Raw genomic sequence first — 16,758 nt, 5'->3', positions numbered from 1 at the left:
TTAGTTTCCTAATATCGGATTCTGAACCCTTTTAAAGATCGGTCAAATGATCTGTTTATTTCTTAACTGATCAGCATTACGCTTAATGCGGGTTTTTTTAGTTCTACAGTGGCTAGTCTTGCAGTTTGTTTATTGAGCTTTATAGTTTGCTAAGACTCGGGTCATTTTGCACTACTATATTGCCACTTTTTACTACTAGCGCTATTTGTTGAGTATTTAAAATGTCGTCAACAGGGGATGCATTTAAGATAACAAAATTGGCATGCTCCCCTTCATTAAAGCCACTTTTGATACCTAAAAAGTCTGCCGAATGTGTGGTTGCTGATGCAATCGCTTGCAGCGGTGAAATACCTGCATCGGTCAGTAGTTTCATTTCTCTGTGCACAGAATATCCTTGAACGGTATTCCAATTTCCAGCATCGGTGCCTACCAAAACCTTAACGCCAGCATCACTCATTGCCTTAACAGCTCTAAGCATAACTTCATTCCTTTGTTTAAAAATCGTCTTACTGTCTTGGTATTTAGCAATTAAATCATTGGCGCGATAGGCAGAAATTAAAGTGTCTGGCACAAGTTCTGTAAGTAATGGAGAGTTTAGTACTGAAGGGTCAAATAAATAGTTCACGAAATCGCTATGAACGGATAACGTAGGTATTATTGCAACGTCAGCGTTTGCCATCAAATCAGCAATATCTTTCGGCATTTCGCCCCTTGGCACGTGAGTTACTGCCGAAACACCGACTTTGGCTGCATCTCTAATGTCTTGCCAAGTTTTTATATGTGCAATGCTTTTAATACCCAGCTTTTTAGACTCTTGAACTAATTGCGCAAACACTGCTTTAGAAATAGAAGGTTGATCATCGCTCGGTTGATAAACAATCTTAATTACATCGGGTTTTTGCTTTGCAAGTTCCGCCATTTGCTTCTGCGCTTGCTCAACAGTACTGACGGTTCTTGTTGTAATGCCATATTCTGAGCAATGTCCTTTAGGCGCCGTAAAGCAAGTTAGACTGGCATAGATATCTGCACCAACAAACTCGCCGTTTCGTTGTCGATTTCTGACAGCAACAAGTGCGGTTTCATCTCCAAATAAGTCAACAAAGCCTGTGACGCCAGCTTTTAATACTCTTTGTGAAACACCTTGAGTTCCAGGAGCATCATTTTTAGCATTTGGTATAAAATTACCAAATGAATGGGTATGCATATCTATCAGCCCTGGGATCCCCCACTTACCTTGTAAGTCAATGACTTTGCCTGGAAAGCTATCTGACAAAGTATTCACAGTAGCGATGACAATGCCTTCTCTTATGATTATGGCTTTGTTTTCAAAGCCATGGCTTGGATTAAAAAACTGGCCGTTCACATAGGCGATATCTTGTTGAGCGTATTTATTTTGTGAGGTTTTTTGCTCAGCAGACACGCAGCCAAGTAGCAGGGTTGTATAAATGATAACTGCGACAGATTTTATATTTATTAGCGAAAACATGCAGAAAACTCCAAAATCCATTTATTTAAAAACAGGTGTGGTTGTAATTGTTTTGGACTCACACCACTATAATCAAGACTGAGTTGTAATTAGTTTGAAGTTCGACGCGTAATGCATTGGCTGTACGTCTAATTTTCAAACAGCATCATATAGATTTGCGCCGATTTACTCAATGGCTATTTTGAAATCAATGTGTGGAATATTTTAACATCTTCATGTGGTTACTTATGCGCAGATCATAAACCTTAGCTGTTATTGTGTGTTGAAACGTACATATAATGTTAAATACAGTTATACTAAATTTTTAAGCTGTGATGAATAATCATAGGTGGTTATTCTGGTGTATTTTGCGGTAAAATTGCACGCCAATCATTTACCATCTCATTAAAAAAGCCACATTGACGGTATGCTTGTTCAATAAACCCTTGGGCTCTTAACTTTTTGATTCCAGACTGTAGTGCTAAAAATGTTTGCTCTGCTAGCGGGTGTGAGCGTGATACTGCAAAGTGGCGGCTGTCTTGTAGTGGCACTTTTATTCCATTAATAGCTTCAATAGAGTAACCGTTACCACTGTACTGAAAGGGTATTTGGTTATTGAACGGCACTAACATGGCGTCAACCCAGCCTCGGCTGACCATTTTTGCCATTACAATCCAATCGGATTCATCTACTAGCGACTTTGGCTTTAATGCTTTAAGTGTGTGCCAGTCCGCATGCCAAGCGCTGCTTGACACAAAGGTTACTTTTGAAAGGCCGCTATCAATTTTATCTTTCATGGTCTTTAGGTTATTTTTTTTGGTGTACACGCCTGCAACGTATTCACCTTTGCGAATAATAGGGTCTGAAATATACAGTTTACTACTATATTTTTTGGCAGTTTGTAACCAAATTGTATCAAAACCAACTAACAACATGCCATTAATGAGTAGCTTAATATTTCTTGCATCATAGTTACCAAGGTGAAAGTTAAATTTTAAGTCAATACCACCTAACTTGAGTGCTTTTTGGATCAGTACAAACTCAACAACATCTCTTTGACATAATGGGTGATTAAAGTCTTTAATATCATGTACTGACTGATCCCCAAGTATAACCTGCGCGTAATGGTATATGTCTTTCTCTATTGTTATTGACACCACTTGGGCACACACTAACTTGCTCCATACAATAAATATCAAAATACAAACGCAGTGCATAAATAAACCGTAAAATAAATATGTACTATTAAGTGTAGTTTAAGCACAGATTATGAAAGTTATTTAATCGGTTAATGAGCGAATCTTGTGTTGCTTTGGTAAATGAAGAGAGCTTGCCCCCAATTTTAGGACATGACTTTAAGTGATTGATCTGTTTTTTTTATAGTTACTATAAAAACAGATCAATCACTTAGGTATTCAGGATTGTTTACTCAGCTAATTAAGTATTTATAGTATTAATTGGGTGTGGTTTGCTTAAAGTTCATACATTCACTTGTTACGCAAAATTTAAGCCCTTTTTGAGTCGCATAGGCTAAAATAGCTTCTAAGTTTTCTGCTGTGATATACCAAACATCACCTTGAACACCTATGGCGTGTGAGGCGAGATATAATGTTTCACCGCCTTTTAAACTATCAATAGCTTGTTTAACACTTTCAAAGTTAAATATATGTGAATCTACAGAAAATCCGTAGATGACATTAGCGTCACTTCGTTCGGGTGTATACACTAAGTTTTCCCATGCAGCGAACTTTCTAACATGCTTGAAGTGCTTTTGCAGGGCAATATCAGTCGCCAGTGAATGAGCACCATAAGGATATGCGAATGAAGTTACTTCAAAGCCATCTTCTTTCATCGCTCTTAGCTGAGATAGAACATCATCTTCTAACCACTTTTCTAACCCGTGCTTCTGTGAATACAGCTCGGCATTAACATGCTGTGTACCATGATGGCCAATTTCGTGTCCATGTTTGACAAGCTCTTTCATCATCTCTTTACTTAAATCGTGATAGAAGCTAGCGTAGAATGTGAATTTGGCATTATATTTTTCAAATAACCAGAGGTGCTTATGAAGAGTCGGCAGTGCCCCACCATCATCAAACGAAATGTTTATTTGCTTTGACCAAACGTTTGCCTGACTGTAATGAAATTCGTCAACAAGCTGCTGTAAATCAGAAAACAATAGCTTGCTTTGAGCGGAGTTTAATAATAGCTCTTCAAAAGCCCATTGGTTAATTGCTTGATCATCTCCATTTAGACCTGATATTCCAATGCTATTAAGAAACTCTATACTCAATTGTGATTTGTCATCAAGTTTAAATAATTTATCTAGTTCGCAAAACCTTTGTTGCAACTTTCTGATTGTTAATGAGTCTTTCGTTGCTGTGAGGTAACTATGCATTGCAATAAGGTTGTCTTCGCGAATACAATTTAAGTCAGCGTTTGTAAAGTCATCGAGTGTCAGTTTATTCGCGTTGCGCTTGCCTTGATATGACAGTATTGTTTCTAAGGCACCGCTAGTTGTCTGTTTGTATTCTAGACCTTTAAAGTTTTGACATTTAGATGTTGTACAGAATTTTATGCCTTGTGATTTTGCGTATGAAAGTATCTTTTCAAGGTTTTCAGGCGTGATGTACCAAACATCTCCTTGAACACCAATAGCATGTGATGCTAGATACAACGTTTCACCGCCTTTTAAGTTATTTATCGCTTTTTTTACTCGCTCAAAGTCAAGAACATGTGAGTCTATAGAGAACCCGTAGGTGACAATTGTATCGCTCCGTTCAGGTACATACTCTAAGTTTTCCCATGCTGCAAACTTACGGACGTGAGAAAACTCATTCTTTAAAGCGTTGTCTGTCGCCGGCGTGTTAGCGCCATAAGGGTATGCAAAAGAGGTGACATTAAAACCGTCAATTTTCATAGTCCCTAATTGAGATAGTACATCATCTTTTAACCAGGCCTGTATGCCATGTTCCGCAGAGTATAATTCTGCATTTACGTGTCGCGTTCCGTGGTGTCCGATTTCGTGACCTTGTTTGACCAGCTCTATCATTTGCTGCTTATCTAAGTCAGAATAGAAGCTTGCATAAAATGTGAACTTGGCATTGTATTTATCAAATAACCATAAATGATTGTACAATGTAGGCAGTGCACCACCGTCATCGAAAGATAGGTTTATCTGTTTAGGCCATACATACGCCTGATTATGATGGAAGTTATCAACAGATTTTTGTAGTGGAGCAAAATTAAAATGATGTTCAGGTGCAGCCATCTTCACTTCATCAAAAGCCCATTCATTTAGTTTACCATCGGCATCAAATAAACGACGAATACCTACTTGTTTTAGTATTTGGGCGGTTAACTGCTCTTTGTTTTTAAGTTGGTACAGTGATACTACGTCGCATAGTCTTTTTTTTAATTCTGCTTCTTTTAAATGATCTTCTGTGGCACTCAGGTAGCTATGAACTGCAGGCAAGTTTTCTTCAGTAATACATTCAAATTTAGCGTTTTTAAACTGTGACAAGCTAATCTTGTTAGATGCGTCTAGGTTACCTTGACTCAATACTATTTCAGCTAAAGCAGTGCTTTTGAGATTAACACTTGTTTGTACCGTACTATTTTCCCTGATTGATGTTTGTTCTTCGACTTGTTTACTTTCACTGCCACAACCAGTTAGCAGCATACTCATGATTGCACAATAAACATTTAGCTTCATGAAATTTCCCTTATATGAATTAAAACGGTAAAGGGTACAAGGTTTAAAGTTTGGAGTAAATACAGGTACAAAAATGCAACATAATTAAAATAGAAATTTATCATTTTAAATTGAACTATTTGCTTTTATTCGAGTGCGAGGCAATGGTCAAGCTATGGCAAAATGACTTAAAGTTACTAATTAAGCCAACATGACAATGTTCTAAGCAGCTTAGTTGGCTGCGCTTTACCAACTCTTAATTGATATCGTCACTGTGTTGAAATATATGACTATTAAATTGGTAAACTAAAGAACACAAATTACTAACCAACTAACGAACAAACAAGCTTTATCGTATTGCGCGCTATGGTTTGTGATTAACAGAAAACTTTTAAACAATATGTGGATAGGTTATTTAGGTTTGGGTCATGATGAGAGTTTTTAATGTGACATTTAGCAATTTGTCTAATATGGTAGTACAGTGCGATGGTGATTTAGTCGTATGTACATCGTTTACTAAATTCAAGGAGTAAGGAATTATGAAATTTGAACAACTACTTAACCACTTTGATAGTGGCATTTGTGTTGAACAGCTACAAAAAGAGTCTCTTCTCGACTTAGCACTATTATTTGTTGCTATTGATGGCTCAGTGTCTGACTCGGAATTAAATGTGGTCAGAGAGTGGGCGGCGACGCTTAAATGGAACTCGGCGGTCAGTATGGATAATTATATTACCGATATGACTGGTAAATGTGTTCATGCGGTTAAAACAGCAGATGTTGAAGCGTTCATTCAACATCGGGTGAAGTATATTATTGATCGGCCAATGCGAGAATTAGCATTAAAAATTGTACAAGAAGTTATCGACGCAGATGGAAAATTAGATGCAAGTGAAAAGTCAGCAATGGAGTTTTTGGAAGAGCAAGTGTAGGTTATAACTTGTTGTTCCTTTTCATTACGACTTGTTAAGTATTTTTATTACAATGGGTTAGATAACTACTCTGTCGAATTTTAGTCGAGTTATTACGACGGTTTTTGTGTGCTCAAAATCTCATCATGTGTTAATTGTTTTCCTTCAAATCTAACTGCCTCCAGTTATAACTCATATCAACTCAACAACAAATATTGAGCGACACTCTATCAACCTCTAGAATTTCAATTTATAAGTTATATGACTATGCATTGTGCAAACAACTTGGTTTCACAACGAACAAGATTTACTGGAAATGAAGTTGATTAACTCGGTCCATTCAGACGTCTAAACATCTAGAGGTTGATATTTTTAGAATTCCATTCATAATGTCAGCTAAATTAAGGATGGGGAGTGAAGTATGCCAATTACAGTAAAAGACGAATTGCCAGCAATTGTGCACTTGCGTCAAGAAAATGTGTTCGTGATGCCAAAAAGCCGCGCAAAAACCCAAGAGATCCGCCCAATGCGTTTGGCTATTTTAAATTTAATGCCAAACAAGGTGGAAACTGAGGTGCAGTTTATTCGTTTATTGGCAAACTCTCCGCTACAAGTGAATGTTGATTTGTTGCGCTTAGATACGCATAGAAGTTCTGATAACTCCGGACAACATTTAGATATGTTTTATCGTTACTTCTCAGATGTAAAAGAGCAAAATTACGATGCGCTTATAATTACCGGTGCTCCACTTGCGCACCTTGAGTACGATGAAGTAATTTACTGGCAAGAGCTAAAAGAGTTTTTTGATTGGGCAGAGCACCATGTCACCTCAACTTTATTTTCATGTTGGGCTGCACATGCGGGGCTTTATCATCATCATGGACTTAAACGAACGCTGATGAAAAATAAGTTATGTGGCGTTTTTAAACATCAGTGTCATTTCGAGCATGGCGCCTTGACTCGGGGTTTTGATGACGAATTTTTGGTTCCCCATTCGCGCTATGGGCATATCGACCCTACGCAAATTGCGGAAAATAAAAATCTAGTAACACTGGCTGGATCGCAAACGGTGGGGGCTTACTTAGTTAAAAATGTTTCAGGTAGCCAAGTGTATTTAACTGGGCACCCAGAATATGATGCTGATACACTACTAAAAGAGTACCAGCGTGATGTTGCTAAAAATGCGGATGCACCTAAACCTAAACATTATTTTCCAAATGATGATACCTCGCAAAAACCAGCTAAAACGTGGCAAAGCCACGCCTTTTTGTTATTCTCCAATTGGTTAAACTATTATGTTTACCAGACAACGCCCTATGATATTAACCTCGTTAGCCACGATGTAAGGACTAACAATTATGCCGAATAAACGTACAGCCTTAACTGAGGCGTTAAAACAACGTATTTTAATTCTTGATGGTGCAATGGGTACCATGATCCAAGAATATAAACTTGAAGAGCAAGACTACCGAGGTAAACGGTTCAAAGATTGGCATGTACTTATCAAAGGGAATAATGATTTACTCAGTTTGACTAAACCAGAAGTGATTGAAAAAATTCACCGAGATTTCTTACAAGCCGGTGCTGATATCATTGAAACCAATACATTTAATGCAACTACAATTTCAATGGAAGATTATGATATGGCCAGTGTCAGTAAGGAAATTAACCTTGCTTCTGCTACACTAGCTAGAGCGCTTTGTGACGAATTTACGGCGCAAAACCCAGCCAAGCCGCGTTTCGTAGCGGGTGTGTTAGGACCTACTTCTAAAACGTGCTCTATTTCTCCAGATGTGAATGACCCAGGTTATCGTAATGTAACATTCGACCAACTTGTTAAAGCTTATGTAGAATCTACTTTGGCATTGATGGAAGGGGGCGTTGATCTTATTTTAATCGAAACGATATTTGATACGCTAAATGCAAAAGCAGCTTCATTTGCGGTGGAAGAAGCGTTCGAGCAAGCTGGTAGAACATTACCTGTGATGATATCAGGCACGATTACAGATGCTTCAGGGCGTACATTGTCAGGTCAAACAACCGAAGCTTTCTATAATTCTATTCGACACATTAAACCGCTTTCAATTGGCTTGAACTGTGCGCTTGGACCTGACTTGTTGCGCCAGTACGTGGTTGAGTTATCACGGGTGTGTGAAACTTTTACTTCCGTTCACCCAAATGCGGGTTTGCCAAATGAATTTGGTGAGTATGATTTAGAAGCACCTGAAATGGCAAAAGAAATCATTGATTGGGGCAAAGAAGGGTTGATTAACATTGTTGGGGGGTGCTGTGGCACAACGCCCGCTCACATTAAAGCATTTGCAGATGGCTTGGCACAAATTGCTCCTCGACAATTACCTGAGCTTGAAGTGCGTATGCGCTTAGCTGGGCTTGAAGCTTGTAACTTGAATTAGGAAGTAATTATGACGCAACAATCTATAGCCATATTTACCAACGTTGGTGAGCGGACTAATGTGACCGGCTCTGCGCGTTTTAAGCGCCTAATTTTAGAAGAAGAATACGAAAAAGCCTTAGATGTCGCACGCGATCAGGTAGAAAATGGTGCACAGATAATTGACATCAACATGGATGAAGCCATGTTAGATTCAAAAGCCGCGATGGTGAAGTTTTTGAATTTGATTGCCTCTGAGCCTGATATTTCTCGAGTACCTATCATGGTTGACTCATCCAAATGGGAAGTAATTGAGGCTGGTCTGAAATGTATCCAAGGTAAAGCCATTGTTAACTCTATCTCTCTTAAAGAAGGTGAAGAACCCTTTATTCATCAGGCTAAGATCATCAAGCGCTTTGGTGCCGCTGCAGTGGTTATGGCATTTGATGAAGTAGGGCAAGCAGAAACTGCAAAAAGAAAGTTTGAAATTTGCCAACGTTCATATCGTATTTTGGTCGAGCAGTTAGGCTTTGCGCCTGAAGACATTATTTTTGACCCTAATATTTTTGCTGTAGCTACCGGTATTGAAGAGCATGACAACTATGCTGTTGAATTCATTGAAGGAACACGCCGTATAAAGTCAGAACTACCGCATTGCAAGGTATCGGGTGGGGTCTCTAACGTATCATTCTCATTTCGGGGTAACAACCCTGTTCGAGAGGCCATCCATTCAGTCTTTTTATATCATGCTATTCAAGCGGGCATGGATATGGGAATTGTGAATGCAGGTCAGTTGGCTGTGTATGACGATATACCACAAGAGCTTAGACAAGCAGTAGAAGACGTTATTCTAAATAAGGATAGTGAAGCGGGTGAGCGTTTGGTTGAACTTGCCCCGAAGTACTCAGGTATGGCACAGGCAGCGAAAGTTGAAGACTTAGAGTGGCGCGCTTGGCCTGTGGCAAAACGGTTAGAGCATGCGTTAGTTAAAGGCATTACCGAATATATTGATGATGATACGGAAGAATGTCGAGCTGGTATGAATAAGCCTATAGAGGTCATTGAAGGGCCGCTGATGGATGGCATGAACGTGGTTGGAGACTTATTTGGTGCCGGTAAAATGTTTTTGCCTCAAGTGGTTAAATCGGCGCGAGTTATGAAGCGTGCGGTGGCTTATCTTGACCCTTATATCGAAGAAGAAAAACAAGAAGGTGATACCAACGGTAAAATCGTGATGGCGACAGTAAAAGGCGACGTTCACGATATTGGTAAGAATATTGTTGGTGTGGTACTGCAATGTAATAATTATGAAGTGATTGATCTTGGTGTGATGGTGCCTGCAGAAAAAATTCTACAAACCGCCATTGACGAAAAGGCAGATATAATCGGTTTATCTGGTTTGATCACGCCTTCTTTAGATGAAATGGTGCATGTGGGCAAAGAAATGAAGCGTAGAGGGTTTGAGCTTCCGCTATTGATAGGTGGTGCAACAACGTCTAAAGCGCATACAGCGGTTAAAATAGAGCCACAGTATGATAAAGGTGTGGTGTATGTAAATAATGCTAGCCGCGCAGTCGGTGTTGTGTCTAATTTGCTTAGCAAAACGCAAAAGAGTGATTTTTTAGCCAAAACAACTGTGGAATATGAAAAAGTACGTGAGCAACAAGCACGTAAAAAACCACGTTCAAAGCCAGTTACTTTACAACGTGCACGGGATAATGCGATAAAACTTGATTGGGATAACTATACCCCTCCGGTGCCAAAGAAATTGGGCGTAACTGAATTCACCAATGTAAGTATTAGCACACTTCGAAACTATATCGACTGGACCCCGTTTTTTATGACTTGGTCGTTGGCAGGTAAGTACCCGCGTATTCTTAATGATGAAGTGGTTGGTGAACAGGCGCAAAGTTTGTTTGCAGATGCCAATGCGATGCTAGATGAATTTGAAAAAACGGGTGTATTGCAGCCGTTAGGTGTGATTGGGTTATTCCCGGCTAATCGTGTTGGTGACGATATTGAGATTTATACCGATGAAACACGCTCTGAAATTTTGTCATTGTCGTGTCACTTGCGCCAGCAAACTGAAAAAACAGATTTTCCAAATTATTGCTTAGCAGATTATGTTGCCCCTAAAGGTGTTGCCGATTATTTTGGTGCTTTTGCCGTAACTGGTGGTTTAGAGGAAGATGATTTAGCAGATGCGTTTGATGCTCAACAAGATGACTACAATAAAATTATGGTTAAGGCCATTGCTGATAGACTTGCCGAAGCGTTTGCAGAATATTTGCATGAACAAGTGCGAAAGCAATACTGGGGTTATGCACCAGATGAGCACCTGAGCAATGAGGCGCTTATTCGTGAAAACTATCAAGGTATTCGCCCAGCTCCAGGCTACCCTGCATGCCCAGAGCATACCGAGAAAAAGAAAATTTGGCAGCTGCTAAACACTGAGCAACGAATAGGTATGCAGCTTACAAGTTCTTATGCGATGTGGCCGGGTGCGGCAGTGTCTGGATGGTATTTTTCGCATCCAGAAGCAAAATATTATGCGGTAGCCAGTATTCAAAAGGATCAGGTAGAAGACTATGCAAGACGCACCGACATGACGTTAGTTGAGGCCGAGCGTTGGTTATCACCGAATCTTGGTTATGAGCCTAGTTAACTTTTATCACTTTAACAAAAAGCGCTTTAAAATGAAGCGCTTTTTATTGTTTATAAGGTAAGGTTATGCACTACGAGTAACAATTGCAGGCGATATTTTACTTGCTTGAATAACGGGCTGCATAGTCGCTAATTGGCTGATAAACCACATGCATAGCGCACCAATAAATAAATAGCTTGCTGGTACTGGACTAATTGAAAGTGTGTTTATCAGATAAACATTAATAATGATACTAAAGCTAATGCCAATTAGTACGCCCACGCTACAGATAATAAAGCTCTCTAACATAAAGAACCTTAAAACTTGAGTTTTACTCGCACCCAGAGCACGACGCGTACCAATTTGTTTGCGCCGAGTAATAATTGAAAAGCGAACTTGAGCAAAGATCCCCAGTGACGCGGCAATGCTAATGATCACTATCATAACGACTAATATTACTACCACTGCAGCGTCATTTTGATGCGCAGTCTGCCTTAGTTGTTCGAATGAAATCATTTGGTCAATCCAGCGTTCAGGTGTTTTCATTAGTAATTCAGTTACATCTTTCATTGCTTGTTCACGCATCCCTGGCTGCGCTCTTACAATAATTTTAGGCTCTGTAGAGAGCAAATTTGCATTAGTGATAATGCCATACCAGTGGTTTTCCCACCAGCTCCAGCCACTACTAGGAAACTGATATGCAACCCCACGTACTGTATAGGCAGTGCCTGATGCAAAAATCATTTCACCAACTACTTGTCGCCAATCATCCGGAAATAGTTTTTTTGCCAGCGCTTGGGAAATCACCAGCTGATTCTGACCAGCTCGGCTTTCGCTGGCGTCAGTATAATAAAAGACGTCACTCTCTTTGAACCACTCACCTGCAAGCATCTCGATTTTCCAAGTGTCTTTCATATTATAGCTACCCCAGTAACTTGCAGCTCGGATCACTACTTCGTCAGGGTTAGTAGGCAAACTGATGTTTTCTGTTCCACCGCGTTGTGAATAGGGAATACTTGATGTTGATGATGCGTTATGAACACTTGGCAAAGCTCTTATGGCTAATAGGTCTTGTTTTAGTAGTGAGACAAGCTCATCAGGTTCACCTTGCAGGTTCATGTTGAAACTGAATGTGTCTTTTTCAGATATACCGCTATCAGCTAAAATGCGTGCTTGTTTTTGTTGTAGTATGAATGCGGTATTAATAATAATGGTTAGCGTCACTGAAATTTGCAATATCAGTAATATCGCTGAGCCTTTTTTTTGCTTTAGAGATTTTAATATGGGTAATAAGTCTTTCACTACTGGCTCCTACAAACTTTTTAATTGGCTAGAAGGCTGTATTTTTATCGCTTTATAAATTGGCCATAATCCAAATAAGCAGGTTGAACAGACAGCTAAAATAAGGGTGGAAATAACGAGTAGGGCATCCATCTGCATAAAACTGATATTGAGGAAGTGAAAGATATTTCTGGCTGTGAGTAAGCCGACCTGAGCAAGTAATAGACCAAATATGCCCCCTACCAAACCGATTAACACGGTTTCGCAACCAAATTGTATGGCAATCTGTTGCTTACTGGCACCTATTGCTCGTCGTAAGCCAATTTCGTTTCGTTTATTATGAAATTTATTTACCAGTAGGCTCATACAATTTAATAAGCAAACAGCTAAAAACGCAAATGCTAGCCAAACAGCCATTTTTGAGTGCTCTGGCACCACCCCAGCATACACAAAATACTCAGAAATATTACGCACATAACTATTTATTGGTCTAGGAAAACGGCCCATTTGCTTTTGCTGCTCATCATAATCTCTAAGCAGTGCATTATAAGCATCTCTTTGATTACTATCATTTAGCTCAACCCACAAAAACAGCCATAAACAGTCTGATTTTAAAATAGTATGAAAGGTGATATTTTCAGGCAGCCTTGGGCAATAGATTGGAAAGTAAGGACCTAAATAAAGCTGTGAGCTTATTTGAGTTTGAAACGGTACGTATAGATCATGAGGTTTATTATAAGCATAGCTTGCATAGTCAAAATATTTAGGGATCGGGTGCCAAGTATCTAACACGCCTGACACTGTAAATGTATGTTCGCCTATCATCAGCGGTTTACCTACGGAGTTTTGTCCTTTGAAAACTAAGTCATTAAAGGGCTTACTTATTACAACATCAAGTCCGCCTTTTTCATCAGATTGTGTTGTCCAAGGCGCACCATATAAAAAAGGAGAGTCAAACATTGTGAAGAACGATTTATTAACAGTGTACATATAACGCATTTGGGCTTCAGCTTTTGCTTGTTGTGGGGTTCTTATTAACGCTTTATGTTGTGCAACAGGAGTGTGTGTTTTTACTATGTTACTCTTTTTATGGGCTGCAGATAAATTAGTGTAATCCATGTAGGTGAGCAAGTCTGAAGCCTGCTCTTTGCCATTTTTTTCTTTGTAGGGGCGACTTGCATTCCATGCATTTAAGTAAACTTTAAATACGGTATCGGCTTTGGCTTCGAGGGGGTGTTTGGACATCATATAGGTAATAGTATAAGCGACCATAGATGTTGCAATACCAATAGCAATGATTAGCACCATTAATAGGCTAAGCAAGGGTGTGGCACGGATACTCAACCAAGCAAGCTTAAAATAATAGGGGATCATTAGTTCTCCTTGTAGAGACAAACATTGAGTTTGAATAAAAGCAAAGCATCACGAAAGGCTATTTGCATTTTCCATTAATTGCTAGGATACAGTAAGTTACCTATGTTTGTCTTTATTTTTTACATATTAATAACTTTATATATACTATTGTGCGTATTTTGATTTGTGAGTATTTTAGTTACTATTTTTTTGATACAAAAAGCATGCTGAAAGCGCTTAAGAATAAAGGTAAAATGGCGCTTAAGCGTTTGCTACTAGCGTGCTAAAATTGTAAAAAAAATCGTGAAGAGTTGTATTGTGTTACCCATCCAGTCTGTTTACCCGCAATTGGTCTCTAAGTTTAAAAGTCACAACACCGTTTTGTTGCAAGCGCCGCCTGGCGCAGGTAAGTCATCATGGCTGCCATTACAATTAGTACGAGATAATCATTTTCAACGAATTATCATGTTAGAACCTCGGCGTTTGGCTGCGCGCAATATTGCGTATTTTTTATCAATTCAACAGCAAGAGCCTTTAGGGCAAACGATTGGTTTACGCATGCGCAATGAAGTAGTGGTTTCAAGTGCGACACGTCTAGAAATTGTCACTGAGGGGGTGTTAACACGAATGCTCCAAGCAGACCCAGAACTCAGTGGTGTTGATTTAGTTATTTTTGATGAGTTTCATGAGCGCTCTTTAGCGGCAGATACGGCATTGGCATTTGCGTTAGAAACACAGTCAGCCTTTCGTGATGATTTAAATATTTTGGTTATGTCGGCTACATTAGACAGTGAGCGTTATCAGTCATTTTTACATTGCCCCCTTGTATCTTCACAGGGGCGTAGTTATCCCGTAAGTGAAATCTACCAGCCATTACATGACGAAGGTAAATGGCTAGAAGCTATGCCATCATTGGTGTTAAATGCACTAGAGCAGCAAGATGGTAGCGCACTTGTGTTTTTACCAGGCCAACGAGAGATTAATTACTTGCTAGGGCAGTTAAGTGAAAAAGTAGCGAATGATGTAGATGTTGTTACTTTGTTTGGTGAACAAGATAAAGCGACACAACAAACAGCGATAGCGCCCGCGCAAAAAGGCAGGCGTAAGGTTGTATTAACCACCAATGTGGCAGAAACTTCATTAACGATTGAAGGTATTAGAGTAGTTGTCGATTGTGGCAAACGCAGAGCAGCACGATTTAATTTAAAAACAGGCGTTACTGAACTGATCACGCTTTCCATATCACGTTCCTCAGCAGTACAAAGGGCTGGCCGAGCTGGCAGAATTGAGCCAGGTGTTGTTTTTCGACTCGGATCTCATGCGCAGTTTGAACGCCGAGATAAATATGATATAGCGGAAATTTTGTGTTCTGATATAGCGCCTTTAGTGCTTGAAGCTAAAATTTGGGGCACGGATATTACCCAGCTGCCTTTACTTGATAAGCCAACTCCCATAGCGATTAAACAAGCACATGGCTTGCTGCAAATGCTAGAAATTCTAGATGAAGACAACAGGCTAACAGCATTGGGCCAAAAAATTCATCAATTTGGTACAGATCCTCGACTTGCGCATATGTTAATAAAAACTCAAGAGTTAGAAGACCAGCTTCCCGGCATTAGTGTGCTAGGGTGTTATTTTATTGCTTTGTTAGAGAGCCGAGTTAAGGGACCCACTGAACTGAGGCTTGCTTTGCAAGCTCAGTTTGAAAAACCGCAAAAACAATTTTCTGAGCATTTAGCTATTTGGTTAAAGCGATTTAAATTAAATAAACCGACAGAGCTGGCATGTGAATTTTTAAGCATAGTTGTTGCGCTTGCTTTTCCTGATAGATTAGCCAAACGTCGCGGGCAAGGTTTTTTGCTTGCTAATGGAGCCGGTGTAAACAATCACGAAAGCCTTTGGTTAGATAGCGACTATATTGCGGTTGCAACTTTGGGCGGTGTAAAAGGGCAGCGTATTTTTAGTGCTACAGAGCTTAATATGGTGTTAGTTCAAGATATGCTGCCACACTTGTTTAGCCAACAAAGTGTGTGTGAATTTGATGAAAAAAAAGAGCGATTTTTACATGAAGAGCGTACTCTGGTAGGTGCGTTAATAATACATTCACAGCCAAGTAGTAAAGCGCTAAATGTGCAAACCCGTACACAAGCTTGGTTAAATTTATTACAAAAGCATGGCTTAGAGTTTTTTGAGCAATACCCGCAAACTAAACAGTTATTGATTAGAATGACACTTGCTCAGCAGTTTTATCCACAAGAGTTTAAGCAAATTGATGAGGTGTCGTTACTTGCTAATTTAGCGAAATGGCTGGCACCTTTTTTAGATAATGTTAAGCAATTTACTGAATTAAAAAAATTTGATTTGGCCAATTCATTGCAAACCTTGTTAGATTGGCACTTACAACAGCGTTTGGAGCATATTTTACCAAAGCGCATTGACGTGCCCAGCGGTTCTAGCATAAAAATTGAATATCAATTAGAGGGCCCAGCAAAGCTTTCGGTGCGAATGCAAGAAGTGTACGGTCTGACTGAAACGCCAAAATTGTGTAATGGCCAATTACCATTATTAATGGAGTTATTGTCGCCCGCGCGGCGACCTTTGCAGTTAACACAAGACTTAGCCCATTTTTGGCAAACAAGCTACAAAGAGGTTCAAAAAGAAATGAAAGGGCGCTACCCCAAACATTTTTGGCCAGATGACCCCGCCAATGCGCAAGCGACTAATAAAGTAAAAAGTAAAATGTAATAAAGCTAGTGAATTAACAAAAATCCAGGGCTTTGAGGGAGTGTTATGAATTGCGGTTAGTTACAACTTGCGTTTGTGTTAACACATTTTCACTAATGCTAACTCGGGTTGTCATAAAACCAAGCTTGTGAATACAACGATTCATGCAGGCAATAATTTTCAGATATTTACTTATTTGAAAATACCTCTCAAGTAAAAGTAATGGTTCTGGTGATTAGCTCACAATTATGAGCATACTCATGAAAACTTTGGTGATCTGCCGCCAGCCGTTTA

10 protein-coding genes are annotated in these 16,758 nt (G+C 39.5%); 5 read left to right on the top strand and 5 right to left on the bottom strand.

Going from position 1 to position 16,758, the window contains the following annotated elements; translation table 11 throughout:
• Positions 1-139 precede the first annotated feature (139 nt).
• The 3 genes from SANK73390_RS16590 to SANK73390_RS16580 all read right to left on the bottom strand — a co-directional run bounded on the left by SANK73390_RS16590 (position 140) and on the right by SANK73390_RS16580 (position 5,180).
• Positions 140-1,486 carry an amidohydrolase family protein gene (locus SANK73390_RS16590; protein ID WP_462767451.1) on the bottom strand — a complete coding sequence of 449 codons (1,347 nt, stop codon included), beginning with the start codon at positions 1,484-1,486 and terminating at the stop codon, positions 140-142.
• A 332-nt stretch (positions 1,487-1,818) separates the two neighbouring features.
• The gene (locus SANK73390_RS16585; protein ID WP_462767450.1) at positions 1,819-2,637 is read right to left on the bottom strand and encodes a hypothetical protein; all 819 of its coding nucleotides are present in this window, start codon (positions 2,635-2,637) and stop codon (positions 1,819-1,821) included.
• A 281-nt stretch (positions 2,638-2,918) separates the two neighbouring features.
• Positions 2,919-5,180: a polysaccharide deacetylase family protein gene (locus SANK73390_RS16580; RefSeq protein WP_462767448.1), complete on the bottom strand. Its 2,262-nt coding sequence runs from the start codon at positions 5,178-5,180 to the stop codon at positions 2,919-2,921.
• A gap of 518 nt (positions 5,181-5,698) precedes the next feature.
• Here SANK73390_RS16580 and SANK73390_RS16575 point away from each other — a divergent pair.
• The 4 genes from SANK73390_RS16575 to metH all read left to right on the top strand — a co-directional run bounded on the left by SANK73390_RS16575 (position 5,699) and on the right by metH (position 11,127).
• Positions 5,699-6,091 carry a tellurite resistance TerB family protein gene (locus tag SANK73390_RS16575; protein WP_261592853.1) on the top strand — a complete coding sequence of 131 codons (393 nt, stop codon included), beginning with the start codon at positions 5,699-5,701 and terminating at the stop codon, positions 6,089-6,091.
• Positions 6,092-6,491: 400 nt separating this feature from the next.
• A complete protein-coding gene (locus SANK73390_RS16570; RefSeq protein WP_462767447.1) occupies positions 6,492-7,439 on the top strand; it encodes a homoserine O-succinyltransferase in 948 nt (315 codons plus the stop codon).
• Positions 7,429-8,484, top strand: coding sequence for a homocysteine S-methyltransferase family protein (locus SANK73390_RS16565; protein WP_462767446.1), 1,056 nt, complete (start codon positions 7,429-7,431; stop codon positions 8,482-8,484). The genes SANK73390_RS16570 and SANK73390_RS16565 overlap by 11 nt, the downstream gene beginning before the upstream one ends.
• Before the next feature lie 9 nt (positions 8,485-8,493).
• Positions 8,494-11,127, top strand: coding sequence for a methionine synthase (gene metH, locus SANK73390_RS16560; protein ID WP_462767445.1), 2,634 nt, complete (start codon positions 8,494-8,496; stop codon positions 11,125-11,127).
• A 63-nt stretch (positions 11,128-11,190) separates the two neighbouring features.
• Here metH and SANK73390_RS16555 read toward each other — a convergent pair whose 3' ends face one another.
• Complete coding sequence (locus tag SANK73390_RS16555; RefSeq protein ID WP_462767444.1) at positions 11,191-12,408, bottom strand: ABC transporter permease; 1,218 nt, start codon at positions 12,406-12,408, stop codon at positions 11,191-11,193.
• Between the two features lie 9 nt (positions 12,409-12,417).
• A complete protein-coding gene (locus SANK73390_RS16550) occupies positions 12,418-13,761 on the bottom strand; it encodes an ABC transporter permease (RefSeq protein ID WP_462767443.1) in 1,344 nt (447 codons plus the stop codon).
• A 297-nt stretch (positions 13,762-14,058) separates the two neighbouring features.
• Between SANK73390_RS16550 and hrpB the strand changes: the two genes are divergently transcribed.
• Positions 14,059-16,485: an ATP-dependent helicase HrpB gene (gene hrpB, locus SANK73390_RS16545; protein ID WP_462767441.1), complete on the top strand. Its 2,427-nt coding sequence runs from the start codon at positions 14,059-14,061 to the stop codon at positions 16,483-16,485.
• Positions 16,486-16,758 lie beyond the last annotated feature (273 nt).

It is taken from the genome of Pseudoalteromonas sp. SANK 73390, assembly GCF_054966645.1.
Note: the sequence above shows the minus strand (reverse complement) of the source record. Positions and strands in the feature narration are given on the sequence as shown.